Annotated in this window: 28 protein-coding genes and 1 tRNA gene; 16 read left to right on the top strand and 13 right to left on the bottom strand. The window is 68.1% G+C overall.

The genetic code is table 11. The features are described from left to right. Positions 1–92: 92 nt before the first annotated feature. A complete protein-coding gene (locus G3I17_RS15875) occupies positions 93–848 on the top strand; it encodes a glycosyltransferase (RefSeq protein ID WP_164596826.1) in 756 nt (251 codons plus the stop codon). Then, complete coding sequence (locus G3I17_RS15870) at positions 845–2,413, top strand: DUF2029 domain-containing protein (protein ID WP_164596824.1); 1,569 nt, start codon at positions 845–847, stop codon at positions 2,411–2,413. Before G3I17_RS15875 ends, G3I17_RS15870 begins: the two co-directional genes overlap by 4 nt. A gap of 46 nt (positions 2,414–2,459) precedes the next feature. Here the strand turns inward: G3I17_RS15870 and larC are convergent, their stop codons facing one another. Beyond that, on the bottom strand, positions 2,460–3,767 hold the full coding sequence (gene larC, locus G3I17_RS15865; RefSeq protein WP_164596821.1) for a nickel pincer cofactor biosynthesis protein LarC: 1,308 nt from the start codon (positions 3,765–3,767) through the stop codon (positions 2,460–2,462). Next, entirely contained in the window at positions 3,764–4,492 is a 729-nt protein-coding gene (larB, locus tag G3I17_RS15860) for a nickel pincer cofactor biosynthesis protein LarB (protein ID WP_343238324.1), read from the bottom strand. The genes larC and larB overlap by 4 nt, the downstream gene beginning before the upstream one ends. Before the next feature lie 131 nt (positions 4,493–4,623). On the opposite strand from larB, the gene G3I17_RS15855 reads away from it, so the two are divergent. Then, a complete protein-coding gene (locus G3I17_RS15855) occupies positions 4,624–5,139 on the top strand; it encodes a DUF4446 family protein (protein WP_203590278.1) in 516 nt (171 codons plus the stop codon). Positions 5,140–5,252: 113 nt separating this feature from the next. On the opposite strand, the gene G3I17_RS15850 is transcribed toward G3I17_RS15855, so the two are convergent. Then, the gene (locus G3I17_RS15850; protein ID WP_203590277.1) at positions 5,253–6,800 is read right to left on the bottom strand and encodes a diacylglycerol kinase family protein; all 1,548 of its coding nucleotides are present in this window, start codon (positions 6,798–6,800) and stop codon (positions 5,253–5,255) included. 161 nt (positions 6,801–6,961) lie between these two features. On the opposite strand from G3I17_RS15850, the gene serS reads away from it, so the two are divergent. Both serS and G3I17_RS15840 read left to right on the top strand, forming a co-directional pair. Beyond that, positions 6,962–8,236, top strand: a complete 1,275-nt coding sequence (serS, locus tag G3I17_RS15845) for a serine--tRNA ligase (RefSeq protein ID WP_164596815.1) — start codon at positions 6,962–6,964, stop codon at positions 8,234–8,236. Next, on the top strand, positions 8,233–9,024 hold the full coding sequence (locus G3I17_RS15840; protein ID WP_164596813.1) for an HAD family hydrolase: 792 nt from the start codon (positions 8,233–8,235) through the stop codon (positions 9,022–9,024). The genes serS and G3I17_RS15840 overlap by 4 nt, the downstream gene beginning before the upstream one ends. A 146-nt stretch (positions 9,025–9,170) precedes the next feature. Here the strand turns inward: G3I17_RS15840 and G3I17_RS15835 are convergent, their stop codons facing one another. Next, positions 9,171–9,812 carry a WhiB family transcriptional regulator gene (locus G3I17_RS15835; protein WP_203590276.1) on the bottom strand — a complete coding sequence of 214 codons (642 nt, stop codon included), beginning with the start codon at positions 9,810–9,812 and terminating at the stop codon, positions 9,171–9,173. 467 nt (positions 9,813–10,279) lie between these two features. Between G3I17_RS15835 and G3I17_RS15830 the strand changes: the two genes are divergently transcribed. Beyond that, positions 10,280–11,095, top strand: coding sequence for an HAD family hydrolase (locus tag G3I17_RS15830; RefSeq protein WP_164596811.1), 816 nt, complete (start codon positions 10,280–10,282; stop codon positions 11,093–11,095). A 3-nt stretch (positions 11,096–11,098) separates the two neighbouring features. Here G3I17_RS15830 and G3I17_RS15825 read toward each other — a convergent pair whose 3' ends face one another. Both G3I17_RS15825 and G3I17_RS15820 read right to left on the bottom strand, forming a co-directional pair. Next, positions 11,099–11,689: a bacterial proteasome activator family protein gene (locus G3I17_RS15825; RefSeq protein WP_164597302.1), complete on the bottom strand. Its 591-nt coding sequence runs from the start codon at positions 11,687–11,689 to the stop codon at positions 11,099–11,101. 81 nt (positions 11,690–11,770) lie between these two features. Further along, positions 11,771–12,301 (bottom strand): CGNR zinc finger domain-containing protein, encoded by a 531-nt coding sequence (locus G3I17_RS15820; RefSeq protein ID WP_164596809.1) that lies wholly within the window; start codon positions 12,299–12,301, stop codon positions 11,771–11,773. A gap of 25 nt (positions 12,302–12,326) precedes the next feature. On the opposite strand from G3I17_RS15820, the gene G3I17_RS39820 reads away from it, so the two are divergent. Then, complete coding sequence (locus G3I17_RS39820) at positions 12,327–12,494, top strand: hypothetical protein (RefSeq protein WP_203590274.1); 168 nt, start codon at positions 12,327–12,329, stop codon at positions 12,492–12,494. A gap of 117 nt (positions 12,495–12,611) precedes the next feature. On the opposite strand, the gene G3I17_RS15815 is transcribed toward G3I17_RS39820, so the two are convergent. Then, complete coding sequence (locus tag G3I17_RS15815; RefSeq protein ID WP_164596807.1) at positions 12,612–13,199, bottom strand: TetR/AcrR family transcriptional regulator; 588 nt, start codon at positions 13,197–13,199, stop codon at positions 12,612–12,614. Between the two features lie 13 nt (positions 13,200–13,212). Beyond that, positions 13,213–13,785 carry a TetR family transcriptional regulator gene (locus G3I17_RS15810; protein ID WP_164596805.1) on the bottom strand — a complete coding sequence of 191 codons (573 nt, stop codon included), beginning with the start codon at positions 13,783–13,785 and terminating at the stop codon, positions 13,213–13,215. Positions 13,786–13,862: 77 nt separating this feature from the next. Between G3I17_RS15810 and G3I17_RS15805 the strand changes: the two genes are divergently transcribed. Beyond that, a complete protein-coding gene (locus G3I17_RS15805) occupies positions 13,863–14,282 on the top strand; it encodes a VOC family protein (protein WP_164596803.1) in 420 nt (139 codons plus the stop codon). On the opposite strand, the gene G3I17_RS15800 is transcribed toward G3I17_RS15805, so the two are convergent. The 3 genes from G3I17_RS15800 to G3I17_RS15790 are packed head-to-tail and all read right to left on the bottom strand — an operon-like array spanning position 14,283 to position 16,788. Continuing rightward, positions 14,283–15,260 (bottom strand): NAD(P)H-quinone oxidoreductase, encoded by a 978-nt coding sequence (locus G3I17_RS15800; RefSeq protein WP_164596801.1) that lies wholly within the window; start codon positions 15,258–15,260, stop codon positions 14,283–14,285. Between the two features lie 47 nt (positions 15,261–15,307). Beyond that, a complete protein-coding gene (locus G3I17_RS15795; RefSeq protein WP_164596799.1) occupies positions 15,308–16,177 on the bottom strand; it encodes an aminoglycoside phosphotransferase family protein in 870 nt (289 codons plus the stop codon). 59 nt (positions 16,178–16,236) lie between these two features. Next, positions 16,237–16,788 (bottom strand): NTP transferase domain-containing protein, encoded by a 552-nt coding sequence (locus G3I17_RS15790; RefSeq protein ID WP_203590273.1) that lies wholly within the window; start codon positions 16,786–16,788, stop codon positions 16,237–16,239. 100 nt (positions 16,789–16,888) lie between these two features. On the opposite strand from G3I17_RS15790, the gene G3I17_RS15785 reads away from it, so the two are divergent. From G3I17_RS15785 to G3I17_RS15765, 5 genes are all read left to right on the top strand, one after another. Beyond that, on the top strand, positions 16,889–17,680 hold the full coding sequence (locus G3I17_RS15785) for a carbon-nitrogen hydrolase family protein (RefSeq protein ID WP_164596795.1): 792 nt from the start codon (positions 16,889–16,891) through the stop codon (positions 17,678–17,680). A 53-nt stretch (positions 17,681–17,733) separates the two neighbouring features. Then, positions 17,734–18,771: an Rv2231c family pyridoxal phosphate-dependent protein CobC gene (gene cobC, locus G3I17_RS15780; RefSeq protein WP_164596794.1), complete on the top strand. Its 1,038-nt coding sequence runs from the start codon at positions 17,734–17,736 to the stop codon at positions 18,769–18,771. Positions 18,772–18,891: 120 nt separating this feature from the next. Further along, entirely contained in the window at positions 18,892–19,380 is a 489-nt protein-coding gene (locus G3I17_RS15775) for a BatC protein (RefSeq protein WP_239062584.1), read from the top strand. 2 nt (positions 19,381–19,382) lie between these two features. Continuing rightward, the gene (locus G3I17_RS15770; RefSeq protein WP_203590271.1) at positions 19,383–20,633 is read left to right on the top strand and encodes a cupin domain-containing protein; all 1,251 of its coding nucleotides are present in this window, start codon (positions 19,383–19,385) and stop codon (positions 20,631–20,633) included. Then, entirely contained in the window at positions 20,620–21,531 is a 912-nt protein-coding gene (locus tag G3I17_RS15765) for a sucrase ferredoxin (protein WP_203590270.1), read from the top strand. Before G3I17_RS15770 ends, G3I17_RS15765 begins: the two co-directional genes overlap by 14 nt. A gap of 25 nt (positions 21,532–21,556) precedes the next feature. Here G3I17_RS15765 and G3I17_RS15760 read toward each other — a convergent pair whose 3' ends face one another. Then, a complete protein-coding gene (locus tag G3I17_RS15760; RefSeq protein WP_164596791.1) occupies positions 21,557–22,159 on the bottom strand; it encodes a gamma carbonic anhydrase family protein in 603 nt (200 codons plus the stop codon). Between the two features lie 302 nt (positions 22,160–22,461). Continuing rightward, positions 22,462–23,688 (bottom strand): MFS transporter, encoded by a 1,227-nt coding sequence (locus G3I17_RS15755; RefSeq protein WP_203590269.1) that lies wholly within the window; start codon positions 23,686–23,688, stop codon positions 22,462–22,464. Between the two features lie 174 nt (positions 23,689–23,862). Here G3I17_RS15755 and G3I17_RS15750 point away from each other — a divergent pair. The 3 genes from G3I17_RS15750 (at position 23,863) to G3I17_RS15740 (ending at position 26,011) form a co-directional block, all read left to right on the top strand. Next, a tRNA-Ser gene (locus tag G3I17_RS15750) sits at positions 23,863–23,951 on the top strand. A gap of 789 nt (positions 23,952–24,740) precedes the next feature. Then, a complete protein-coding gene (locus G3I17_RS15745) occupies positions 24,741–25,532 on the top strand; it encodes a GntR family transcriptional regulator (protein WP_239062598.1) in 792 nt (263 codons plus the stop codon). Next, positions 25,529–26,011, top strand: coding sequence for an HIT family protein (locus G3I17_RS15740; protein WP_164596789.1), 483 nt, complete (start codon positions 25,529–25,531; stop codon positions 26,009–26,011). The genes G3I17_RS15745 and G3I17_RS15740 overlap by 4 nt, the downstream gene beginning before the upstream one ends. Positions 26,012–26,082 lie beyond the last annotated feature (71 nt).

Below are 26,082 nucleotides of genomic sequence, written 5' to 3'. Positions count from 1 at the left end.
GGGTGCCGGGAGCTCGGTCGAAAGGACGAGATATCCCCAGGGCGCGGGTACGGAGGCGGCGATCGGCCGCTGAACAACTAGGCTGCGGTGCTGTGTCCGGTACTGATCTGCCTCCCGTCGAGCCCGCGCAGGGATCCGTGGCGTGCGTGATCCCGGCCAAGGACGAGGCCGAGCGGATCGTCGCGACGATCGACGCGGTGCGCAAGATCTCCGGCGTGGACCTCGTCGTGGTCGTCGACGACGGCTCGACCGACGGCACCGCCGAGGCGGCCGAGCGGGCCGGAGCGATCGTCGTGCGGCACTCACAGAACCGCGGGAAGGCCGCGGCGATGGAGACCGGAGCGGCCGCCGTGGCGGAGCGCGATGGCGCCATCGCGCGGCATCTGCTCTTCCTCGACGCAGACCTGGCCGACTCCGCGACTGGTGCCGAGCCGCTGCTCGAGCCGGTGCTCGCGGGCCGCGTCGACATGACGATCGGGACTCTGCCGGCTCAGGTCCGCCCTGACGGCAGCAAGGCCGGCGGGCACGGCTTCGTCGTACGGCTGGCGCGGTCCGGGATCGAGCAGGCGACCGGCTGGGCGCCCGACCAGCCGTTGTCCGGGCAGCGCTGCCTGACCAGGGTCGCCTTCGAGGCGGCGCTGCCGCTGGCGCAGGGGTTCGGCGTCGAGGCCGCGCTGAGCATCGACCTCGGGCGCAAGGGTTTCCGCATCATCGAGGTGCCGATCGACGTCCGGCACCGCGCGACCGGCACCGACCTGCGCGGGCAGTTCCACCGCGGCCGCCAGTTCCTGCATGTCCGTCGTGCGCTGGCCGCGCGAAGCGCACTACCTTCCCGCGGACCAAGATGAGTACTGAAAAGGCTGAAGAGGTGGTGGTCGCCTCTCCGACGGCCGACCGCGACGGCAACCGGGCGGTCGGGCTCTATCTGGCGTCGACGATCCTGGTCGTCGCGGCGGGGTTGCTCGGGCCGTCCGTCGTGGTGCTGACGCTGACCAACCGGCACGCCTGGCTGCCGCCGTACTGGTTCAGCACCAAGCCGAACGACTGGCTCGTCACGATGATGATCTACGTCGGGATCCTGCTCGGCGGCTACGGGGTTTTCCTTGCTGCCCGGGCGATCAAGAACGGCTGGGCCCCGCGCGTCCGCCGATTGGTTGCCCTAGGCATCGGTACGACGGCGGCCGTCACGCTGGTCCCCCCGATGGCCTCCGGCGACGTGCTGATCTACGCGGCGTACGGGCGGATCATGTCGCTCGGCGGCAACCCGTACACGACGGCGCCGGCCGACACCATCCGGCTCGGGTACGACCCGGTGATCGCGGCGACTGAGCGGCCGTGGCAGGGCGCGAAGAGCGTGTACGGCCCGATCGCGACCTGGATCCAGTGGTTCTCGTCGTGGGTCGGCGGCGACTCTATGCAGCTCACCGTCTGGATGCTGCAGTTGTCCGTCGCGGTCAGTCTGATCGTCTCCGGCCTGCTGCTGATGAAGCTGGTCGGCCCCAACCTGCCCGCCAAGCGCCGGGTCGCGATGCTCGCGCTGGGCAACCCGCTGCTCCTGTGGACCGTGCTGGCCGGCGCGCACAACGACGCGATCGCGGTGATGTTCGCGGTGATCGCGCTGGTGCTGTTCCGCCGGCACATCTTCTGGGCCGGCATCATGCTCGGCATCGCGGGCTGCACCAAGCTGTCGATCGGCCTGGTCGGCGTCGCGATGCTCTGGTCGCTGCGCGCGGACCGGCGCAAGGCGCTCATCTTCTGCGCCGGCGGCGCGGTGTCGATGGTCGGCCTGTACGCCGTGGTCGGCATCGAGGCGCTGCAACAGGCCCGGTCGAACAGCTCATTCATCTCCACCGGTACTCCGCACAAGGTGCTGCTCAGCTTCTTCACCCTGTTCCTGCCGAACGGCCTGGTCCGTACGGTGATCGCGATCGCCGCCTGGGTCGGCCTGATCGTGGTGGCGATCCTGCTGTCCCAAGTGTTCCCGAAGTCGCTCGTCCCGCGGACCCATCCGGAGGACCGGACACCCGACGCGATCCGCTACACCGCGATCTACGGGATCGCCTGGATCGTCACCGCGATGTACTCGCTGCCCTGGTACGACGTGATCGCCTGGGTCGCGCTGGCGGCGGTGGCCGCGTCGAAGGTGGACAAGTGGATGGTCATCCGGACCACCATGATCGCGATCGCCTACGTGCCCGGCCGCGATCCCAACGCCCGCCAGGTGGCGCCCTTCCTGTCGGACTCGCTCGAGTGGTTCAGCACCCGCCTGCGCGACACGATCTGCCCGGCGATCGAGCTCGGCGTCCTGATCGGCCTGATCGTCTGGGCCCGCCGCGGCGGCGCCCAGTGGTGGCCCTACGACTGGCCGAAGCGCAAAGCCAAGCCCGAGACCGAAAAGGCCAGCACGCACTAGCGCCCTGTGTCCTTGCGAAACGGTCTGCGGGCCTGGCCGCCGGCGGTCAGCTCCAGAGTTCGTGGCCGGCCGCGATGGCCTTGGCCAGGACGGACTTGATCGGCTTCTTCAGGACCGAGGCGGCCGCGGCGACATCGTCGTACTCGGGCTGCACGTTGACCACCTGACCGCCGTACCGGGCGATCTTGACGTGGATCCGCTGGCCCTCGACCTCGACGCTGGCGAACTCGCGGTCGGCCGCATGCTTGCGCACCGACGACTCGCGCAGGCCGATCGCCGACGTCTCGGACAGGATCACCGAGCGGACCTCCTCGGCGTTCGCGCCGCCGACCAGGACCGAGAGGGTGTGCGCGGGCCGGCCCTTCTTCATCAGGATCGGCGTGAGCCAGGCATCGGCCGCGCCGGCCTCCATCAGCCGGGCGAGCACCTGCGGCCAGATCCGCGGGTCGAGGTCGTCGACGTTGGTCTCGTAGACGAGCTCGGTGGCGGGGCGCTCGAGGGCGTCGCCGACGATCACCCGGACGATGTTCGGCACCTCGACCGGGTCCCGCCCGCCCGCGCCGATACCGGTCTGCTGGATCCGCATCGGCGGCAGCGGACCGAACTCGTTGGCCAGCGAGGCGAGCAGAGCCGCGCCGGTCGGTGTCGTCATCTCGTACGGCGCGGTGCCGCCGACCACCGGTGCATCTGCCTCGGAGAGCAAAGCCAGTACTGCGGGCCCCGGCACCGGGATCCCACCGTGCTGCCCACGAACCTGCCGCCCGCCCCCCAACGCGATGGTGGAGACCACGATCCGATCAAGCTCGAGCGCAACCGAAGCCGCGGCTACGCCCACGATGTCAGCAATCGCATCCAGCGCACCGACCTCATGAAAGTGCACCTCATCAGGCTCCACCCCATGAGCGGCCCCCTCAGCCCGAGCCAACCGCGCAAAGGTGTCCAACGCCCGATCCCGCACAGCATCAGCCAACCCAGCGCCCTCGATCAACCCCCGAACCTCACCCCAAGTCCGCGTATGCCCACCACCGTCACCCACGTGCGCATGACCATGCCCAGCATCGTCGTGCCCATGTCCATGTCCGTGCCCAGCCGCATCGTGCTGCTGCCCGGGCGGGTCACCAGCCGGCGCCAGGTTCGGGAAGTTCTCCGCGTGGAGCTCACCAGCGACTCGTACCGATGCTTTGGTGGCGGCGATCTGGTGGCGGGTTGTCTGATCGACGGTGACGGACAAGGAGGCGTCCACCGCGGCGACTGCCGCGTTGACGAGCTCGAGGTCGGCTCCGGCGGACAGGAAAGCGCCTAGGAGCATGTCTCCGGAGGCGCCGGCTGCGCAGTCGATCCAGGCGATCCTCACTGCGACTTCACCTCCGCCGGCTCGGCACGGCGCGCCACCCGAGCGGCGAACACCCCGGCCCCGAAGCCGTTGTCGATGTTCACCACGGTCACGCCGGGCGCACACGAGTTGAGCATCGCCAGCAACGCGGCCACGCCGCCGAAGGAAGCGCCGTACCCGACAGACGTCGGTACTGCGACCAGCGGCACCCCGACGAGGCCACCGACGACGCTCGGCAGGGCACCCTCCATCCCGGCGACCACGATGAGGCAGTCGGCAGCGTTGAGCCGCTCCCGCACGCTCATGATCCGGTGCAGCCCGGCCACCCCGACATCGGTGATCAGATCGACGTTCGCACCGAACACACCGACCGTCGTCGCAGCCTCCGCCGCCACCGGGGCGTCCGAAGTACCGGCTGCCACGACGGCCACGGTGCCACGGAGTACGGGTGCTGAGCCGATGACCGCAGTACGGCCTACTGGGTCTACCACTGCGTGCGGCAGGGCGGAGGCGACCGCGTCCTGCGCCTCGACGCTCAGGCGGGTCGCCAGGACGGCATGCCCCGGGTGGGTCTCGTGCAGGGTGCGCAGGAGCTCTACGACCTGCTCAGGCGTCTTCCCCGCGCCGTAGACCACCTCGGCGTCGCCCGTGCGCTCCAGGCGATCCGTGTCGAGGCGTGCGTAGCCGAGGTCGTGCACTCCGGGCAGTGGGCCGCCACCAGGGCTTGAGTCAGGCAAATGAGTCACCCCGCGAATCTACGTGGCCCGGCAGGAATCACCCGCTTCGGACCCCGTCGATGCCCCGCGCTGCCCCGGCCGGCGCCTCGTACTGCCACGCAGCGCAGCCACCTGACCACGCAGCCATTAGGCTGCGGTGCGTGTCTTCGACGTTAGCCGGTGCTTTCGGGATCGCTGCTCTGTTCGTGGCGGTGCTTGCCCTCGTGTTCGCCATCCAGGCGCTGAGGGCGCAGTCCGGCGCGCCCAAGCCCGCGGCGAAACTCCCCACCACGCCCGCGCCGCACGCCCAGGCCGAGGTGCAGCCCGCTCAGCCAGAGGCCAAACCGGGCACGGTGAAGTCGGAGCTGCGCCGCCTGAGCAAGGAGCTGGAGGACGCCCGCAGCGAGCTCCGCGACACGCTGCAGCACCTCGCGGTGGTCCGCTACGACGCGTACGGCGACATGGGCGGCCGCCTGTCCTGGTCGATGGCCCTCCTCGACGACAACGGCGACGGCGTCGTCCTCACCTCGATCAACAGCCGCAACGACGCCCGCTCCTACGCCAAGGAAGTCAAGTCCTTCGAAAGCGACTCCAAACTGTCGCCCGAAGAGGAAGAAGCCCTCGAAACCCTCCGCAAAGAGGCCGCCCAACCCCGAGAAACCCCAGAACCCCAGTGAGCGAACGTCTGAGGGGTTAACCCTCCAGACGGTGGGTTGCCCCCTCGGATTCTCGCTGGGCAACCCACCGACTCAGGGGTTAACCCCTCAGACGTCGCGAGCCAGGTGGAGAACTAGCGGCGCTTGGGGACCCGGACCACCAGGGAGCCGGGCTCTACCTCGGCGGTGAGGGTTCGGCCGGGGCCGATGCCGTCGCCGTCGAGTTGGCGCTGGACGTCTACCGCGGCGGTGATCTCCACCTTGCGGCCGGTGAAGCGTTCCAGGTACATCTCGGTGCGCTTGGTGCGGGTCATCACGCGCCAGAAGACCAGCGGCCACTGGGTCACCCGGCGTGGGGCGATCACCACGACGTCGATCAGGCCGTCGTCGGGGCGGGCGTCGGGGAGTAGCGGGATGTTGGCCTGGAGCATGCCGACGTTGCCGATCACCACCGTACGGACGCGGCGCTCGACCGGCTCGGCGTCGTCCAGCGCGATCTGGACCCGGACCGACGGGTGGTTGATGTTCTTCGCCGCCGAGACCAGGTACGCCGTCCAGCCGATCTGCGCCTTGAGGATCGGCGGCGCCCCGGTGATGATCGCGGCGTCCAGCCCCAACCCGGCCATCACCGCGAAGTGGTCCGTGTCGAGCCCGTCGCCGGAGACCTTGACCAGGTCGATCCGCCGGTCCCGGCCGTCCAGGATGCGCTCCAGCGCGTCGTCCAGGTCGAGCGGGATGTGCAGGTTGCGGGCCAGCAGGTTGCCGGTACCGGCCGGGATCACCCCTACCGGGATGCCGGTGCCGGACAGCGCGGCACAGACCACCCGGACCGTACCGTCGCCACCCGCGACCAGGATCAGGTCGGACTCGTTCTCGATCGCCCGCTTGGCCATCGCATTGCCGGGGTCGTCAGCGCGCGTCTCCAGCCAGAGCGGGTCGTCGAACCCCCGTACGGCCAGCGCCCGGGTCACCTTGCGCCTGAACGCGACCCCGTCACCGACCTTGATCGGGTTGACGATGACGGCGGCCCGCGCTGGTACCGACCTATCGTTCCCGTCCGCCGGAGTACGCCGCCGGCGCCGGCGCAGGCCGGGGCGCAGCCCGAAGCCGATCGACGTCGCCGTGAGGATCGCCAGCCCGAGCGCCCAGCCGCCGAGGACGTCGGACACCCAGTGCACGTTCAGCACCACCCGGTCGACGGACGCGATCCAGACCACCGCGATCGTCGGCAGCGTCACCAGCAGCCGGAAGCGCCGTCGCCAGCCGCGGACTGACGGCAGCACCACCCCGAGCGCCCCAGCCATCACGAAGGCGGCGGTGGCGTGCCCGGAGACGTACGACCAGCCGCCGGACTCGACCAGCATCGGAGCGGGCCGGGGGCGGGAGAAGATGTGCTCCACCGCCTGGACCAGGCCCAGCTCGGCGCCCGCGGAGACGATCAGCCAGACGGTCAGCAGCCGGGCCCGCCGGTGCCACAGGTAGATGGCCACGAGCAGGATGACGGCCCGCGAGGTCCAGGGCAGGACCACCGCGCCGATCACCTGCCAGATGTCCACCATGTTGCCGTGCGCGGCCCCGTACGTCGCCACCCGGGATGCGACGGACTCGTCCCAGTGACGCAGCGGCGGCCAGTCCCCGAACACCAGCAAGGTCACCACGGTGAACGGCAACGCACCCAGCACAACCGTCAGCGCACGGCCAACTGGAGTCGGTGGGTGGTGGTTCATACCGTCTGATTTCCCCCTTTGGAGCACCGCTTACGGGACTCTTGTGACGTGCTGGTGCCAGCTCATCATCCCGAATACACTTCGCCGCCGGTGACACGCCCCGATACCCTGCCTCTGTGATCGATGCCAAATTGCTCCGTGAGAACCCCGATGTCGTCCGTGCGTCCCTGACCAAGCGCGGCGAGAGTACCGACCTGGTCGACCAGGTCCTGGCGGCCGACGGTGATCGTCGATCGTCCATCGCGGCGTTCGAGGCGTTGCGCTCGGAGCAGAAGGGCCTCGGCAAGCAGGTCGCCCAGGCCAAGGGTGACGAGCGCGCCGCGCTGCTCGAGCGCACCAAGACGCTCGCCACCGAGGTGAAGGCCAACGAGGCCGCCGCCACCGACGCCGAGACGCGCTTCAACGAGCTGGCCGGCCGGCTGCCCAACCTGGTCTCCGACGAGGCCCCGGTCGGCGGCGAGAAGGACTTCACCGTCGTCGAGGAGATCGGCAAGCCGCGCGACTTCGAGGCCGAGGGTTTCCAGCCGCGCGACCACCTCGAGCTGGGCGAGCTGCTCGGCGCGATCGACATGGAGCGCGGCGCGAAGGTGTCCGGCGCCCGGTTCTACTTCCTCAAGGGTGTCGGCGCGCTGCTCCAGCTCGGCATGCTCCAGCTGGCCATCGCCCAGGCGGTGGAGAACGGCTTCACCCCAATGATCACGCCGAGCCTGGTCAAGCCCGAGGTAATGGGCGGTACCGGCTATCTGAACGCCCACGACGACGTGTACCGGCTGGAGGAGCCCGAGCTCTACCTGGTCGGTACGTCGGAGGTGCCACTGGCCGGGTACCACATGGACGAGATCATCGATGTCTCCAACGGCCCGGTCCGGTACGCCGGCTGGTCGTCCTGCTACCGGCGCGAGGCTGGGTCGTACGGGAAGGACACCCGCGGGATCATCCGCGTCCACCAGTTCGACAAGGTCGAGATGTTCTCCTACTGCACCCTGGAAGACGCCGCCGCCGAGCACCAGCGGCTGCTCGGCTGGGAGAAGGAGATGCTGGACAAGATGGAGCTGGCCTACCGGGTGATCGACACGGCGACCGGTGACCTCGGCGCCTCGGCGTACCGGAAGTTCGACTGCGAGGCCTGGGTGCCGACCCAGGGCGCGTACCGCGAGCTCACCTCGACGTCGAACTGCACCGACTTCCAGGCCCGCCGGCTGAACATCCGGTACCGCGACGCCGACGGCAAGCCGCGCCCGGTCGCCACCCTGAACGGCACGCTGGCCACCACGCGCTGGCTGGTCGCCATCCTGGAGACGCACCAGCTGGCCGACGGCTCGGTCCGGGTGCCGGCCGCTCTCCGCCCGTACGTCGGTGGCCGTGAGGTCCTCGAGCCGGTGGGCAAATGACGGAGGGCTGGCGGCCGAAGGCCGTTGCCCTCGACATCGACGGCACGCTGATCGACCACGACGAGCGCCTGTCGCCCGCCGTGGTCGACGCGGTCCGCCGGACTGCTGCCCAGGTGCCGGTCATCCTCTGCACCGGGCGCGCCTGGCAGACCACCCGGCCGGTGGCCGACCTGCTCGGCCTGCCGGACGGATTTGTTGTCTGCAGCAACGGTGCGCGAACGCTCCGGCTGCCGGACGGCGAGGTCGTCGACGAGCGGACCTTCGACCCGACGACGGTGATCGCGTCGGTGCGCAAACACGCGCCGAACGCCCGGATGGCGGTAGAGGAGTACGACGGCGGCTATCTGGTCACCGAGCCCTTCCCGGACGGCGATCTGGGCACCGGCGCGACGGTCCGGGTGGTGACGGACGCCGAGCTGGCGCCGCTACCGGTGACCCGGCTGATCATCCGCGATCCGGAGCAGTCCGAGGGCGACTTCGTCCAGCTGGCCGAACGCCTCGGCCTGCACGGGGTCAGCTACTTCGTCGGCTGGACCGCCTGGCTCGACATCGCGCCCGAGGGCGTCGACAAGAGCACCGGGCTGAAGGTCGCGCTGGCGCAGTACGGGCTGGAGGCGGCGGATCTGCTCGCCTTGGGCGACGGGCGCAACGACATCGAGATGCTCGTCTACGCCGGGCTGGGAGTTGCGATGGGTTCGGCCCCGGACGAGGTCAAGGCGAGAGCTGACGAGGTGACCAAGTCGGTCACCGACGACGGCGCCGCCGCGGTGCTCAACAGATATTTCTGAAGCGCACTATTAGACCAGGGTCGAATAGCCGCCGGAGATAGTTTCTCGAAGCAACCAAAAAGCCCGGGACTCCTGCTGGTGCAGGGGTCCCGGGCTTTTGTCGAGCCGGAATGACCGATAGTCCGCTGGCGGGCCGAGTATCGGGGTCAGGCGACGCGAGTACTGCCGGAGCGAGGTGTCGCGCACGGCTGGTCCACCACGGCGTCGAACGCGTCCAGGACGGCGCTCATCTCCGGGCGGGCCCGCGGAGCCTTGGTGGCCGGGCTCTGCCCCCGACGGGCCCGGCGCAGGTGACGCTTGACGGTCGACAGCGAGCAACCCAGCCGCATGGCCAGGGATTCCAGGCTGTCGTTGGGGTACTGCGTCCGCAGTCGCAGGACCTCTTCGTGGCTGACGGGCCGGCGAGTGCCCCGGGCGCCTGCCAGCTGGTCGAAATCGTCTGCCTGGACCTCGACGTCCAGCAGGTTGCGCATCGAGCGTCGCTGCGCGGCCGTGGTGCCGGCGACGAAGCCGCTGACATCGTGCTGGGCGACGGCGCTGAACAGGCAGTCGGTGAACAACGGGCAGGACGCGCAGACGGCCTTGGCCTCACGGACCAGCTGGTCGTAGCGTTCCCGGGTCCGCCGGGTCGCGGATGCGGGTGGCGGCTCTTCCATCAAGCGGTGCTGGAAGATGTCCGTGCGTGCGGTGCAGCCGGTCATCGCCCCTTCCAGGATGGAAGGTGTGTCGACAGCCGCAGGAGAGCCGCTGCTCCCTTGCCCCGCTATCTTGGCGCTGTTGACGATCATCGTGGCTCCCCAAGTTCCAGGACCCGGATGAACGAACGGTGAATGACGTTCGAACACCTGAGCCCACTAGCTGATGGACCGATCTGTTGCCGACCCACCCTGGTCGTCCCGGCGCGGGACGCACCGATCCATAACTGTTGACGCTGCGGATGTGGATTTGGTTGCACCCAATTCCACATCGATATGTCGATGGTGTTTGTCGGGGTGGGCTGCGCCGGACCGCGTGATCCGGAACAGGTCTAGGACGCGAATCAATCGCCTCTGGTTCCCCACTAGCCACCGCATGAAATCACGCGGAAACCCTGCTGTGCATGGGAACTGGCTGCCTTTGCAGCTTCCTGCCGTAACGGTCTGGTGACGTTGTTCAACGGTCAATCAGATTGCAGCTTTAGCCATGTCCAAATGGTTGCGCCCGAGCCCCTCGGAGGGGTATAGGCGACTCAGTCGCAAAAAGATACGGTGGTCCGGTGCCGATCCCCGAAGCAGTCCGCCCACCCCGTCTGGTCGCGACCGATCTTGACGGAACCTTAGTACACAGTGATCGTTCGATCTCGCCACGGACCAGAGCAGCAGTCCTTGCGGTGCAGGAAGCCGGGGCCCAGTTCGTCATGGTCACCGCCCGGCCGCCGCGCTGGATGCACGATCTCGCCGACCTGGTCGGCGCGCACGGCGTAGCGATCGTTGCCAACGGCGCCATTCTGTACGACGTCGTGCAGCGCAAGGCGATCCGGACCGCGCTGATCGATCCGCGGATCGCGTTGGAGGTCGCGCTCGCGATCCGCGCCGAGGTACCGGAGGTCGAGTTCGCGATCGAGCGAACGGACCGTTACGGACAGGAACCGCGGTATCTCAATCGGTGGCCGACGCCCGACGACACCTTGTTCGCCGAGGTTGACGAACTGCTGTCCGAACCGGCCGCGAAGTTGCTGGTTCGCCATCCCAGTTGGCATTCCGACGACCTGCTGGCGCGGATCGGTCCACTGGTCGGAACGCGGGTGACCGCCAGTCACAGTGGCGGCAGCAGCCTGGTGGAGATCTCGGCGAGCGGGGTGTCGAAGGCGGCGATGCTCGCCGAATTCGCTGCCGAGCAGGGGATCACGGCCGATCAGGCGATCGCGTTCGGGGACTCGCTGAACGATCTGCCGATGCTCGCGTGGGCCGGCACGTCGTACGGGATGGGCAACGCGCACGCCGACGTACTGGCGATGGCCGACGTCGTCTGCCCCACAAACGACGAGGACGGTGTCGCCACCGTCCTCGAAGAACTCTTCAACCTCGCCTGAGGTTTACAGGTACATCCCGCCGCTGCCCGGGCCGTCCGTGGTGCCGGGCTGAGGCGGGCCGGTCTGAGGTTGGCCGGGGAAGGGGGAACCCTCGTCAGGCATCGGCATCTGCTGGCCGCCGGGCAGTGCGCGGCGCATCTGCTCCAGCTGCTGGCGGGCCGCCATCTGCTGGGCGAACAACGCGGTCTGGATCCCGTGGAACAAACCCTCCAGCCATCCCACCAGCTGGGCCTGCGCAATCCGCAGCTCTGCCTCGGTGGGAGTGCTGTCCTCGGTGAAGTCGAGGGTCAGCCGCTCGAGCTCCTCGACCAGCTCCGGGGCCAGGCCGCTCTCGAGCTCCTTGATCGACGCCTCGTGGATCGCCCGCAACTGCTGGCGTGAAGCCTCGTCGAGCGGTGCGGCCTTCACCTCGTCGAGCAGCTGGCGGATCATGTTCGCGACCCGCATCACCTTGGCCGGCTGCTCGACCAGCTCGGTCACCGACCGGGGTTCGTCGGTGTGCTCATCGGTCCGGTCGCGCGGCGGTCCTTCGACGGCCATACCGTCCGGACCGACGATCAGGATCTTGCCGTCCTCGGTCTGGGCGCCCGTCATCTGGACTTCCCGCTCGTTCTCGCCGCCGCTCTCGCTCATTCCCCCATCCTAGGTCCGCAGGGGTGAGCGGCTTTGGCGGCCTCAAGCGGTCTTCGAGCGATGCCGACGCACGGCGTCACGGTTCGCACACGCAGGGCTGCAATAGCGCTGACGCCCGCCTCGCGACAGATCGGCGTACACGTTGTCACAGCCGTCCGCCGCGCAGCGGCCGAGCCGGGAGATGCCACGGCCGGCCAGGTGCAGCGCCGTGCCAGTGCTGATCAGGGTCGCGACCAGCCGTCCGACCGGTACGCCGTCAGGCCGGTAGTGCATATGCCACCCGTCGCCAGCGTGGTTGGTCAACCGGGGATGCTCCGTGTACTTCGCCAGCATGGCGTTGACCAGCCGCACCCGGCTGTCCTCGTCGGGAGCGTCCACTACTTCCAGCCACTCGTCGAGTGCGACCCGCACAGCGGCCAGGTCGGCGGAGGTCACGCGTCTGGCCCGGACCAGGCGGCTCTCGACGCCGCTCTCCTCGCAGCGCTCGGCCAGCTCCACCGCGGTGGAGGCCGGATTGGTGACCAGGTTCACGGCCAGCAGAACCGCGTCGGCGCCGTAAGGGTTGAGATGCACAATGCCATTACAGCACGATGGACTCATGACCACCAGAGAAGAAGCTCACCGGCACCGTTGGCACGTCGCGTCGTCACATCCCGTCAGCGAAGGATTGCTCACCTATCAAAGCTGCGAGTGCGGCCAGTGGCGGGTCACGAGTACGCCGCTGCACCCGGTCGCCCACCCCGACCTGGCCAGGATCGCCAAGTAGGTGCTGAGGGCAACAAGTTGCAGCGGTGTCCGTAGTACTAGTCCACCCGGCTGACCATCGGCAGCCGGGACCTGGTCAACAGGCTTCGAGCGGACTCGAAGTGCCCGGGCGCCGGCCTCAGGTGGTGAAGAGGCGACCGAGATGCGCGTCGAGCGAGTCGACGAGAAAAGGCGGGCGGAGCTCTGCGGGCATCGCCAGTGATTGGACGACGAGCCCGTCCAGGACGGCGAGCAGCAGGGCGGCTTCCGTCTCGGTGTCGGTCACCTCGGGCAGGTCGCCCTCGGCGGCCGCGGCGTCGAGGAGGCGGGCCAGGGCGCCTCGGAGCTCGTTGTCGGTCGCCGCGGCGATCTCCTTGAGCGTGGGCGAGGTGGCTGCGGCCGCACTGAAGGCCAGCCAGACTCGTGCGTCCCGGGCGCGTGACTCGTCGATCGGCAACCAGAGCTCGAGCGCCTCGCGTAGTACCCGGCGGGGTGGTCCGGACAGGTCGACCGTGGCGAGCTTGAGGTCGAACAGCTCGGTGACGTGCTGGAACGCGGCGGCGACGAGCTCGTCCTTGCTGCGGAAGTAGTACTGGACCTGCGCGAGCGAGATCCCGGCCGCGGCGGCCACGTTGCGCATGGTGGCGGCCTCGAGGCCGCGCTCGGCGATGACGTCAACCACTGCCCGCAGTACATGCGCCCCGCGCCGAACCTGTTCCACAGTCACCCTCTTGACGGTACTAATCTTCGCGCACCAATCGGCGGACCAGCCGGGTTGTGACGGCATCGACGTCATATCGACGGCCGACGCCGGGCGTGAGTTGGTCGAGGATGAGGCCGTCGATGGCGAAGTGCAGCAATCGGACCTCCTCGGCGCCGCCCGGGAGACCCGCCTGGACGTGGAACGACACGTCGGCGTCGAAGCCCTGCTGCAGCGTGCGCGAGAGGATCTCGTTCAGCCCTGGCCGGCGGACTGCCTCCAGGCGCAGCTCGAACAGCGCGAGCGAGAGCTCGGGCCGACCGAGCAGCCGCTCGACGATGTAGCGCACGTAGTCGACGACCAGGTCGATCGACGGCGTCCGCTCGGCCAGCGGGGCCAGCACGGTCTCATCGGGGGCGAGTCGCTCGAAGATCCGCTCGCCGAGGGCCCCGAGCAACGCGTCGCGGCTGCGGAAGTAGTTGGACGCAGTACCGGCGGGGAGCCCGGCGGTGGCGTCGACCGCGCGATGGGTGAGTCCGCGCGCGCCTGACTCGGCCAGTACGGCGAGGCCGGCGTCGGCCAGCTGGGTGCGGCGTTCGGGGTTTCTCGGCACGTTGACAAGGTTAGCAGCTATGCACTACAACTGTCGTACTCAACCACGACACCTGTTGTTGTCAGTCAAGGAGATCTATGCAACCCGCTTCGTTCGGCGCAACCGTCGTCACCGCCCGCCCGGCGGAGGTCGCCGCGTTCTACCAGCAGCATTTCGACCTGGAGATCACGCTCGATATCGGCTGGTTCGTCTGCCTGCGCCGCGGCGACGCGGACTGGGAGCTGGCCATCACCGAACGCGGCCACGAGTCGGTGCCGGCCGCGGTCTCGGCGCTGCCGGACAGTACGAACGTCTTCGGCTTCATCGTCGACGACGCCGACCGGGTCGCCGGTGCGCTCGCCGCCGCCGATGTCTCGTTGGAGACCGAGGTAGTGACCGAGGTCTGGGGCCAGCGCCACTTCTTCGTGCGCGACCCCGAGGGCACCTGGATCGACGTCATCCAGCTGGTCGCCCCCGACCCGGCCTGGCTGGCCGCCAACTTCCCGCCGGCCGAGTGATCAGAGGGTGAGCAGGATCTTGCCGATGTGGTTGGACTGCTCGAGGTCCTCGTGCGCCCGGGCGACGGCCTCGAGCGGGTAGACGCCGTGCACGATCGGCCGTACCTTCTTCGCGGTGACCAGCGGCCAGACGTGGCCGACCACCTCGGCGAGGATCTGCCCCTTCTCCACCACCGACCGCACTCGCAGGCCGGTCCCGGTGATCGAACCGCGCCGGGACATCAGCCGCCCGAGATCGAGCTCACCCTTGGTGCCGCCCTGCATCCCGATCACGACCAGCCGGCCGTCGTACGCGAGGGTTTTCACATTGTCCTGCAGGTACTTCGCGCCCATGATGTCGAGGATCACGTCGGCGCCGGCCTTGCCGGTCGCCTCGTTCACCACCGACGCCCACTCGGCTTCCTTGTAGTTGATCGCGACGTCCGCGCCGAGCCGGGTGCAGAATTCCATCTTGTCCTTGCTCCCGACAGTGCAGAGCACCCGCGCGCCATGCGCGACACCGAGCTGGATCGCCATCGTGCCGATCCCGGAGGAGCCGCCGTGGACAAGCAGCGTCTCGCCGTCCTTCAGGTGGGCGTTCATGAACACGTTGGACCACACGGTCGCGACCACCTCGGGCAGCGCGGCCGCGCTCACCAGGTCGATACCGTCCGGAACGGGCATCACCTGCGGCGCCGGGACGACCACCTTCTCGGCGTACCCGCCGCCGGCCAGCAGTGCGCAGCACTCGTCACCGACCGACCAGCCCTCGACCTCGGACCCGACCTCGGCGATCGTGCCTGACACCTCGAGCCCGATCGTGCCCGGAGCGCCGGGTGGCGGCGGGTAGAAGCCCTGTCGCTGGAGTAGGTCCGCCCGGTTCACCCCGGCGGCGACCACGTTGATGACGACCTCGTCCACCGCTGGGGTGGGGTCCTCGATCTCACCGATCGTCAGGACCTCGACGCCACCAGCACCCTCACAAACGACAGCTCGCATGCCAGCCACGGTACTGCGTCTCGTGGTGTCGCGCGTCGTGGCTGAATTCACCGGCGGACGATCTTCGCGATGTCGCCGGCGATGCTGTCGAGTGGATCGACGGTGCCTATCGACTTGAACCAGTCCCATAGCTCGAGTGAGTGGTAGAGCCGATAGAGCGTGGTGCGGGCGCGCCAGTCGGTGGGGAGATCGCCGTAGCCCTCGGTGAGCCCGGCGAGCTTGTCGGCGTTGCCCCAGATCGAGTAGCACTCGGTCTTGGCGAGGTCCATCAACGGGTCCGCGGCGATCGCGTTCTCGACGTCGATGAAGCCGTGTACCTGCCAGGTCTCCGGGTCCACGAGCACGTTGCCTTCGTGGAAATCGTTGTGGCAAAGGACTGGTGCGGTGTTGTGGCTGAGCAGTTCGGCGTGCTGGTCGACGTACCGGCTGATGTCTTCGGCCAGCTGCGGATCACCGTCGAGCTCGCCGAACTCCCGGAGCTTCTTGGCGAACTGGCGGCGCATATAGGCGTCGTTGGTCGGCAGCGGTTCGAGCACTTCGTCGGTGAGATACCCGTACGCCGGCTGCGGGATGCGGTGGATCTTCGCGAGCAGTTGGCCGAGCTGGACGTAGACGGCCTTCCAGTCGGGCGGCTCCGCCTCGGAAAGCGGGACGCCGTCGATCTTCGTCAGCACGGTGAAGGCCGGCTCGCCTTGCTCGGCGTGGATCACTTTCGGGACGGCCACGCCGAGGTGGTCTTTCAGTAGCCCGTAGATGTGGACTTCCTTCGCCTGCTTCCAGGCCCACTCCGGCTCGTAGACCTTCACGATCACGGGCTCGGCGGCGTTCCGGCGTACCTCGAAGACCTTGCTCAGCTGGCCGCCCGACCGCTCGACGACCTCCTCGACAGCGCTACCGAGGCAAGACTTCTCAACCATTGCGGCGATATCCATCGAGCGCCAACCTAGAGTCTCGGGCCGGCGGGTGTCGAAGGGTTTTAGTCGTCGAGATCGGCCCACGAATCGACGTCGTCGCCGGCCCTGCTCGGTGCGGACCAGGCGAGATCCAACCCGAGGAACAGCCGCCTGACCGACTTGTCCCGCGGATCCCCGATCCGCTTCAACGCCTCCACCAACGCCGTACGCCGGTACGCCGCCGCCAGCCACTGCTCCCGCCCGCCGCTGTCGAGCAAGCCAAAACCGTCCCGCCCGCTTGTACTGTCGCCGACGCCGTCGACCAGCTGAGCGACCTCGTCGGTGGTGATCCAGGGCAGATCGCAGGAGAGCAGTACTACGACGGGCGACCGTCCGAGGGCGATCCCGGCCGCGATCCCCGCCACCGGCCCACCACCCGGCGGATTCTCCAGCGTCCAATCGACCGGCCGGCAGACGGCACGCTCCGGCCCGACCACCACGGTCGACTCCGCGGCGATGGTTGCCGTCAGCACCCGATCGAGCAGCGACACCCCGTCCAGCACGAGCAGCGCCTTGTCCACCCCACCGAACCGGGTCGACCCACCCCCAGCCAGCACCACCGCATCGAATTCCACCACCCCAGTCTGCCCCCGGAGCACCTCGGACAGCGTGAGGATCAAGCTGGCCCTGAAGTTGGCTCTGAAAAGCTTGCCGTTGATGGGGCACCATGGAGGGGTGAAGATCGCCGTGGTGCAGACCGCCAGCTCGGACGACAAGGCCGCCAACCGCGAGCTGGTGACCCAGTTCGTTGCCGACGCCGCGGCCGGCCGGCCCGATCTCGTCGTGCTGCCCGAGGCGATGATGGCGGACTTCGCCAGTGCGGGAGGTTCGGTCGGTGAGCTGGCCGAGGCGCTCGACGGCGAGTTCGTCAGCACGCTGCGCAAGACCGCGGCCGAGCATGGCGTCGCGATCGTGGCCGGCATGTTCGAGCGGAGCTGCGACGAGGCCCGGCCGTACAACACACTGCTCGCGGTCGGCGCGGACGGCGATCTGCTCGGTGCCTATCGCAAGATCCATCTGTACGACGCCTTCGGCTATCGCGAGTCGGACCAGCTGACCCCGGGAGACGTCGCGCCGGTCGTAGTACAGATCGCCGGGCAGAAGCTCGGATTGATGACTTGCTACGACCTGCGCTTCCCCGAACTCTCGCGGGCGCTGGTCGACGCGGGCGCAGAGGTCTTCGTCGTACCGGCTGCCTGGGTACGCGGGCCCCTCAAGGAGCACCACTGGACCACGTTGCTGACGGCGCGCGCGATCGAGAACACCTGCTACGTCGCCGCGGCCGCGCAGAACGGCAAGAAGTACTGCGGACTGAGCCAGATCATCGACCCGCAGGGAATTGCCGTCGCCGCGGTAGGTGAGGCAGACGGGATCGCCGCGGCGGAGATCTCGACGGACCGGCTGACCGAGACCAGGCTGCGCAATCCGTCCCTGCAGAACCGACGCTTCACGGTGACTTCGCGCTAGGTTTCCTGAGATCCACCGCCCAAAGTTCGGACAAGCGGGTTAGCCTCCTGCATGTGACGCAGCGGCCGGATGGTTTCGACCTCGACCACCATGGCGATCTCGAGGTCGGCCATGGCTTGGTCGATCTTGCCGTCAACGTCCGAGCCGGTACGCCGCCGGGCTGGCTGGTCGAGGAGATCGGCGCGAGCCTGACCGACCTGGCCGCGTACCCGCGGCAGGACGCCGCGCTCGCCGCCGTCGCGGCCCGGCATCACCGGGCTCCGTCGCAGATCCTGCTCACCGCGGGAGCGGCCGAAGCCTTCGTGCTGATCGCGCGCGCGTTCCGGCCGCGGCACCCGGTGGTCGTCCACCCGCAGTTCACCGAGCCCGAGGCGGCGCTCCGGTCGGCCGGTCACCTGGTCGACCGGGTGATCCTGAGCCCGGAGAACGGCTTCGTCCTCGATCCCCGCGCGGTACCGGCGGACGCGGACCTGGTCGTGATCGGCAACCCGACCAACCCCACCTCGGTCCTGCACAACGCCGACGACCTGCGCGAACTCGCTCGCCCCGACCGCATCCTGGTCGTCGACGAAGCCTTCATGGACGCGATCCCGGGCGAACCGGAGTCGCTCGTGGGCGCGTCGATTCCTGGGCTGGTGGTGGTGCGGAGCCTGACCAAGACGTGGGGGCTGGCCGGGTTGCGGGTCGGGTACGTCGTGGCGGCGCCCGGGTTGATCGAGCAGCTGGCGTCGGTACAGGCGCAGTGGCCGGTGTCCACTCCTGCGCTCGCGGCGGCGATTGCTTGCAGCAACGAGCGAGCGCTGGGTGAGGCTGCGCAGGCGGCAGTCGAGCTGGATCGGCAACGGGCTCATCTGCTGGCCGGTTTGGGGTGCACGGCCGGCGTTACGACGTACGGGATTGCTCGTGGGCCTTTCGTGCTGGTGCATGTGGCCGGTGCGGCGGTACTGCGGGAGCGGCTGCGGGAGAGTGGATTCGCGGTACGGCGAGGGGACACGTTCCCTGGGCTGGGGCCGGATTGGCTGCGGATCGCGGTGCGGCCGGAGTCGGTGACGGACGCGTTTTTGAAGGTCTGGCAGGACGCGCTCGGCTGACTCGCTGATCGCTGCGGAACCGAGGGCCCGCTGTAACGCGCTCAGGGGTTTAGCCCCGGTCTACTTTGCGCACAGGAGGGTCGGCAGGACACTCCGGGGTACTTCGAAGGGAGCAGCATCATGGGTTTGAACGACGACGACATGACCACCTCGTCGGCCGACAGCGAGGGGCCGGCCGACGGCGGTGCGTCGAGTGGCGCGACCGACGGTGGCGCTGACAGCGGCGCTGGTGGGAGCTCCTCCGGCGGCTCGGGACTGCCCGGGAACGCCGAGGGTGAGGGTTTCGCCGACGGCGGCGCGACGATCGGCGGCCACGATGGTGGCGCTGACGGCGGAGCCGATGGTGGCGCCGGCGGTGAAGGACCGGCCGACGGCGGCGCAGTAGGCGGCGGTACTGACGGTGGCGCCGACGGCGGAGCTGACGCTGGGGCTGGCGGTGAGGGTCCTGCTGATGGTGGGGCCAATGCCGGTGGGACTGACGGCGGCGCCGACGGTGGAGCGGATGGCGGAGCCGACGGTGGCGCAGAGGGACCTGCGGACGGTGGCGCCTCACCGGGTGCGACCGACGGTGGTGCTGACGGCGGTGCCGGCGGGAACTCCGGGAGTTGATGATGCCGGTGCCGGAGACCGGGCTGCCGCCGGACGGACGCCCGGCTCTCCGGCGCTGCGTGGCCGGTGAGCTGGACCTGGACGAGTTCGGCCGCTCGTACTGGGGTGCCCGCGCACTGCTCTCACACGGCGGCGACTACAGCGACCTGTTCAGCCTGCAGGCCGCTGACGAGCTCCTGTCCCGCCGCGGCCTCCGTACGCCCTTCCTGCGCCTGGCCAAGAACGGAACGGTCGTCGGCGACAGCCAGTTCACCGGCCCGGCGGGAGTCGGTGCGGAGATCGGCGACCAGGTACGCGACGACAAGGTGGCTGCGCTGTTCGCGAGCGGCCACACCGTAGTACTGCAGGCTCTGCATCGCACCTGGCCCGCGCTGGTCGACTTCGCCACTCAGCTGTCGTCAGATGCCAGACACCCCGTGCAGATCAACGCCTACATCACGCCGGCGGAGTCACAGGGCTTCTCCGCGCACTACGACGTCCACGACGTCTTCGTGCTGCAGGTAGCGGGCGAGAAGCACTGGACCGTCCACGAGCCAGTGCACGTCGACCCGCTTCGCAACCAGCCCTGGACCGACCACTCCCAGGCAGTCGCAGCAGCAGCCCGCGAGCGTGCCCCGGTGATCGACGAGGTACTGCGCCCTGGCGACGCGCTCTATGTCCCACGCGGCTTCCTCCACTCGGCCAAGACGCTCGGCGGCGTCAGTGCGCACCTGACCGTCGGCATGCACACCATGACGCGCTACCTACTCGTCCAGGAGTTGGCGGCACTCGCAGCCGATGAGCCGTCGCTGCGGGCTGCCCTACCTCTCGGCTTCGACCCCGGCGACCCTTCGCAGCTCTCTGGGGTATTGGAAGAGGTGGCCTCGCTCCTGATCAAGCGGATCGAGCAGACCACCCCTGACGACCTCGCTCCGCGACTACGCCGCCGCACCTGGTCAGGCAACCGCCCAGCCCCGCTGGCGCCTCTGGCCCACGCCGCTGCAATTGCCGCGCTAGAGGTCGGTACGACGGTCCGCCTGCGCGCCGGCCTGCGCCTCCACCTGACCGATGGTGACCCAGTCCGGCTCCAACTCACCGATCGTACAATCTCCTTGCCTACGGCAACTTATCCCGCAGTGCAACGCCTCTGCTCGGGTACCGCCGTCAAAGTCGGCGACCTCCCCTCCATGGACGAGCCGGACCAACTGGTCCTGGTCCGCCGTCTCCTGACCGAAGCAGTCCTCGTAGTACAGAGCCCGCGTGCCGTCAGCTGAGGAAGTCGCAGAGGCCCTGGGCCTGCGCTGCGCCGCGGCCGCAGAACAGCGAAGCGATCCCCTCTATGCAACAGCCCCACCCGCTTCGCGCTGGCTCTTGATCGAACACCGCGACCCTTGGCCTCGCCAGGCGCTGGCCGCATTGACGAGCGCCTCGGTAGTCGACCTGGCTACCAAGGTCTCGCGTTTGTGCGCGGCAGCCGGGATCCGCCCGGTCCTCGTCAGGCGCCATGGCCGGCAGGACCGCAGTACTCCGCGCCGCTGGGCCATGGTCGACTGCCGTCCTGGCAGCGAGTCGGTAAGCTGGGGAGATCTCCCCGCCGACGACCACCTCTTGCAAGTCCTGGACGGTACCGACCCGGGCACTCGAAGCGCCGACCCGGTCTACCTGGTCTGCACCCACGGCCGCCACGACGCCTGCTGCGCCATCCGCGGCCGTCCCGCCGCAGCCGCCCTCACCGCTGCCTTCCCCGACCAAACCTGGGAATGCAGCCACATCGGCGGCGACCGCTTCGCCGCCAACCTCGTCTTCCTCCCCCACAGCCTCTTCTACGGCCACGTCCCCACCACCGAGGCAGTAGCGGTCGCCACCCGCTACAACGAAGGCTTCGTAGTACCTAACTACCTCCGAGGCTCAGGCGCCCACCCACCCCCAGTCCAAGCAGCCCAACACTTCGCCCGCGCAGCCGGCGCCTCGCTGTCCGCCAACGCCCTACTCCCGATCCAGGTGAACAGGCCGAACGCCGCCACCTGGCAGATCCACCTTGCGGCAGACGCTGACGCCGAGCCCTCGGTGGTGACGCTGACAACCGCCACCACCACCATCAATGCCGCCATGACCTGCGCATCGGAGCCCCCGGGCCAAGTCGCGACCTACACCCTGGCGGCGCTCGAGTAGCTGAACCAGACCGCACCACGCTGGACTACCCCTGGTCGGGGAGTTGCTGGTCTTGGTGGTGATGGCCGTAGTACTCCGACTGGCCGGCCATGATGTCGCGCATGGTGGTGGTGGGGCCGGCGCTGTAGACGGTGCCGGGGAAGTTGAGGGTTTGCTGGATTTTCCAGAGGGCTTCGTGCTGGTCGGGGGAGAAGAGCTGGGCTGGGTCGCCGACCGCGATCCAGCCGATCGGCAGGACGGTGCCGGCGGCGAGGCGGGAGTTGACCTGGAGCACGCTGTTGATGCGCAGTTCGGCGCCGGTGCCGGCGAACGAGCCTGGGAACAACGAGGCGCCCGTGGCGATGAAGACTTCATCTTCGACCGTGGCGCCGTTCACGTGGGCGTGCGGTCCGACCATGACCGCAGCACCGATCACCGCGGGATGAGCCGCCCGGCCGCGGACCAGGGCGTTCTCCATCACCACGCTGTTCTCTCCGAGGTGGACCTCACCGTCTTCCGCCGTCAGTACAGCGCCATGCAGCACCCGGCTTCCTTCGCCCACGACGACGGCTCCACACAGCACGGCTGAGGGCGCGACGTACGCGGACTCGGGCACGACCGGTCTCCGGCCACGGTGTTCGAGCAACATCGGCGGATCCTTTCGTCGGGCATCACCTCGGGCTTCCTTTAGCAGTTGTACTTGGCAGCGGGCGGAACTCCACAGCCCGGGCCCTCACTGCCCGGGCGGCCATCGCTCGGTACCGGCCGTCCACGTCGGAGGTGGGAGGTTCGGCCGCGTCGAGCGAAGGTTTGGGGTGGGAGTGAAATCCGCGAGCTACGAGTAGGACATTAGAACACCTGTTCGAAGACTGCAAGAATGCCTGACCCGTCAATCGCAGCGCCGTCAGGCCCCGCCCAAAGCCACAATCAAGGCCGCCTTCAAGGCTGCGCTCAGGTACGGCGGGTGGCGGCGTCGGGCAGTACGCGCTCGAGCACCACGATCACCCCGCCGGCCACCAGCGCCAGTACCGAGATCGCCAGCCAAGGAAGCTCGTGCCGCACCTCGAAGAGCTGCGTGAAGAAGGCGGGTGCCAGCACGCTGGCGAAGGTGAACGAGTACTGCCAGTAGGACAGGTACTTCCCGTGCCCGTTGGTGGGCGCCACGGCAGCAGCGAGCGCGTTCCCGGTGGCTGCGTGAAGGACGTCGGCGGCAGCGAACACCGCCGCCGCCAGGATCAGCCCAGGCACCACCAGCCCAGCGGGCACATGCAGCAACCCGGCCATCAAGACTCCCCACACCGCCCACACGACCCCAGCGAGCACAAGCACCTGCGTACGCCGCCGCTTCTCGGTATGCCGCACCACCAGCGTCTGCCCGGTCGCCAGTACCACCGAGATGGCCGCCAGGAGCACCCCCACGATCCACTTCGGAGCCTCCGGCAGCGCCTCGGTCACGTAGACCGGCAACCCCACACCCATCACCATCGTGCACAGCGCCAGGATCGTGTTCGCCGCGATCAGTACGAGGAAGGCCTTGTCCTTCCGCAGCAGGGGCGCCGGGCCGCTGTCCTGAGCCGCCGCCGCTCGGGCGTCGTGCGCCGCGCGCAGCCGGAGCAGCAGGAACCCCGTGATGAAGAACGTCACCGCGTTGACCGCCATCCCGATGAGGAACGGCCCGTCCCCGTCGAAGCTCAGCAGCACGCCCGCCGCCAGTGCGCCGAACCCGAAGCCCGCCGCCTGCATCATCCCGCCGAGCCCGAACCAGCGATCCCGGTCGCCCGGATCCGCGATGTCCGACAGCAGGCTGAAGATCGCCGACCAGAACACCCGCTGCCCGGTCGTCGTCACCAGCGCGCAGAGAAACAGCAGCCACAGCGACCGCCCGAAGAAGAACCCGGTGAACGCGAGCCCCTGCGCGAACTGCGCGCCGATCACCAGGTTCCGCGGCCCGACCCGGTCGATCACCAGTCCGACCGCGGCCGGCGCCGCGACGGAGAACATGGTCGCGATGGTCAGTACCAATCCCGCAGTACCGAGTGGGACCTCCGCGACGCGCACGAAGAAGAGCAGCAGCAGCGGGCCGGCGCAACCGCCGCCGAAGGAGTCGATCGCCAGCCCGGCCAGCAGCGGAGCGCGGCCGCGCATGTTCGGCAGGCCGAGGGACATCGCTGTTGGCATTTGGGTTCCCCGGCCGATGTTGGAAGCTCTCGACCGGGAAGAGTAACAAGTCCCGGTCGAGAGGCTCCAGCTCATTTTGAGCCTCCACCACCGGCTCCCGCCGATCCCCGATCCACCCGCCAACCTCGAGGAGCGCTATCCTCGATCCTCGGCAGTCCCTCCGGGTGACGGCCTGGAGGGCTCGCATAGTGGCCGAGTGCGCTGGTCTTGAAAACCGGTATTGCGGGTGACCGTAATCGTGGGTTCGAATCCCACGCCCTCCGCTCAGCAGGCACCAAAAGGGCCTCTCACCTGCGGAAACGCAAGCGAGAGGCCCTTCCTGCAACAGTCCGGCCGTGTCCGGCCATGCCCGGCTGAAAGCCGCCAGTTTCGGCCATTCATGCAGAATGCGTGAAATGAGTTTGCTGTGCTGGCTGACCTGCACCGAGTGGCTGGCGGGCCTCAACCGGCCCTGTGGAGTTTCGCCCGACACAACACCTGTGACGCGCTCTGAGAGCTGCTGAGCATGGCTGCCAGGGGAGATGCCCCCGCCCCGGCGAGGTGGGACGGCAGGGCCGGCGGCGGCTGCTAGCGAGGAGGCGCGGGCATCTCAATCGGCTCACACCACGTTTGAGCCGCTGACCGAAGCAGACCAGCGGCTCAAACGTGGCTCAAACGTGGCTCAAACGGGGCTGACCTGCGGAAACCTCGAACCAGCGCCCGACTCAGACGCGACGCCCGACAGCGGCCCTATGCGCGCAGGCGCACCCGCGCACGGGGCGGACGGCGAGCCCGCGCCCGCCAGCGCCCTCAACTTGGCCTGACAGAACTGACAGAACTGACAGAACCCCCTCGACCACATCCCGAGTTGGCCTGACAGAACTGACAGAACTGACAAAACCCCATCGACGGCGAGGTTTTGTCAGTTCTGTCAGTTCTGTAGGCCATCCCGCGACGCGGCAGGCCCGTGGGCCTCTGACCGTTGATGGCGGCGAGCGTCTGGATCTGTCTGCTAAGCGGGTATACGCTGAAGGGCCTGTAGTGCTAGGACCCTAAGGAGTTTGGTGCGCACCATGAGCCGCGTTTCTCTTGATCCTTCGGCTGATCGTTCCCTGACTGACCAACTGGCAGACATGTTGCGCGGCGAGATTAATTCGGGCGAGCGTGAGCAGGGGAGTCAACTGCCGAGTGAGCGTGAATTTGAGCAGGACTACGGGATTAGCCGGACGGTAGTCCGTGATGCCTTGGATGAATTGGTGCTTGAAGGCATCGTCGTCAAGAGGAAAGGGTACGGGTCCTTTGTGCGCGAACAACCACCGGTACGCCGGATTTCCTCCAACTCACGACATGACGTCCACCGCAACTCAGGCAAGCCAGTATTCGATGCAGAAGCGGATTTACAAGGCAGGGTGCCGTCTCGCCGAATTCTCGGAGTTGAGCGCGGCCCGGTGCCTGCGGACGTGGCCGCTTGGCTCGAATGCTCCCCCGGAACTCAGGCCGTCATAAGGCGACGCCTGCAATTGCTTGACGATCGGCCGGCCGTTTTGTCTACCAGCTATTACCCGCTTTGGCTGGCTGCCGACACAGATTTGGAGTCACCGGATGCGCTGAAGGTCGGACCAGACGCAACGATTGAGAACCTGGGACATCAGTTCTCATGGGGTACTGAAGTCTTCCGGGCTCGGATGCCTACGCCTCATGAGCGCCGCCTGCTGAAGCTGGATCCGGGCGTCCCTGTTGTCCGCATGTTCCACATCGACTATGACCCGGAGAGTCGCCCGCTTCAGGTGGCTGACGATTTGTACGCGGCGGACCAGCACGAGTTCGCCTTTCTCTGGTCTGAATCGGAAGGTGGCAGTAAATGACGGCGCTCGAATGGCCCGCGAACTGGCAAGACAGAATCTCGGGTGCTAGTTGTGAGTTCTGTGAAGGTGGAGGCCAAGAGAGAAACGACTACGGAGCTCGGATCTTCCTTGGAGAATATGTAGATGGATATTTGCAAAGTGCCGACATCCAGCGGGGATACACGCTTGCTATCTGGAAGGCTCGACATGTGGTCGAGCCCACCGAGCTGAGCGACGAAGAGGCGACGGGCTATTGGGCGGAAACGCTCATCATTGCTCGCGCGCTAATAGAGTTCTATAAGCCAATGAAGATGAATTACGAGACGCTAGGAAACACCGCTCCACATCTTCACACTCACCTGCTGCCTCGATTCGAGATCGATCCGCGTCCCGGCCAGCCCTTCCCGCTGCTCGCGCAGACTGACAACGAGGCTCAGATGCCAGAGGATCGGTTCATCTCCGAAGTGACCGGCCTCCGGAGTCTTCTGCAAGCCGACTAGGCCGGCGCTCCTCCAAGCCCCCCTCCGCCCGCTGTCACGCGGGCGGAGGGGGCTTTTGCATGCCTAGGACT

It is taken from the genome of Streptomyces sp. SID13031, from assembly GCF_010548305.1.
GTDB lineage: Bacteria > Actinomycetota > Actinomycetes > Propionibacteriales > Kribbellaceae > Kribbella.
This window is presented reverse-complemented; position numbering and strand designations above follow the sequence as displayed.

Excerpts from the sequence above, each read along its gene's own strand:
- G3I17_RS15870 (WP_164596824.1), top strand. The coding sequence starts at position 845 with ATGAGTACTGAAAAGGCTGAAGAGGTGGTGGTCGCCTCTCCGACGGCC.
- G3I17_RS15840 (WP_164596813.1), top strand. The coding sequence starts at position 8,233 with ATGACGGAGGGCTGGCGGCCGAAGGCCGTTGCCCTCGACATCGACGGC.
- G3I17_RS15835 (WP_203590276.1), bottom strand. The coding sequence starts at position 9,812 with ATGATCGTCAACAGCGCCAAGATAGCGGGGCAAGGGAGCAGCGGCTCT.
- G3I17_RS15825 (WP_164597302.1), bottom strand. The coding sequence starts at position 11,689 with ATGACGGGCGCCCAGACCGAGGACGGCAAGATCCTGATCGTCGGTCCG.
- G3I17_RS39820 (WP_203590274.1), top strand. The coding sequence starts at position 12,327 with ATGACCACCAGAGAAGAAGCTCACCGGCACCGTTGGCACGTCGCGTCG.
- G3I17_RS15805 (WP_164596803.1), top strand. The coding sequence starts at position 13,863 with ATGCAACCCGCTTCGTTCGGCGCAACCGTCGTCACCGCCCGCCCGGCG.
- G3I17_RS15800 (WP_164596801.1), bottom strand. The coding sequence starts at position 15,260 with ATGCGAGCTGTCGTTTGTGAGGGTGCTGGTGGCGTCGAGGTCCTGACG.
- G3I17_RS15795 (WP_164596799.1), bottom strand. The coding sequence starts at position 16,177 with ATGGTTGAGAAGTCTTGCCTCGGTAGCGCTGTCGAGGAGGTCGTCGAG.
- G3I17_RS15775 (WP_239062584.1), top strand. The coding sequence starts at position 18,892 with ATGGGTTTGAACGACGACGACATGACCACCTCGTCGGCCGACAGCGAG.
- G3I17_RS15770 (WP_203590271.1), top strand. The coding sequence starts at position 19,383 with ATGCCGGTGCCGGAGACCGGGCTGCCGCCGGACGGACGCCCGGCTCTC.
- G3I17_RS15760 (WP_164596791.1), bottom strand. The coding sequence starts at position 22,159 with ATGTTGCTCGAACACCGTGGCCGGAGACCGGTCGTGCCCGAGTCCGCG.
- G3I17_RS15755 (WP_203590269.1), bottom strand. The coding sequence starts at position 23,688 with ATGCCAACAGCGATGTCCCTCGGCCTGCCGAACATGCGCGGCCGCGCT.
- G3I17_RS15745 (WP_239062598.1), top strand. The coding sequence starts at position 24,741 with ATGAGCCGCGTTTCTCTTGATCCTTCGGCTGATCGTTCCCTGACTGAC.
- G3I17_RS15740 (WP_164596789.1), top strand. The coding sequence starts at position 25,529 with ATGACGGCGCTCGAATGGCCCGCGAACTGGCAAGACAGAATCTCGGGT.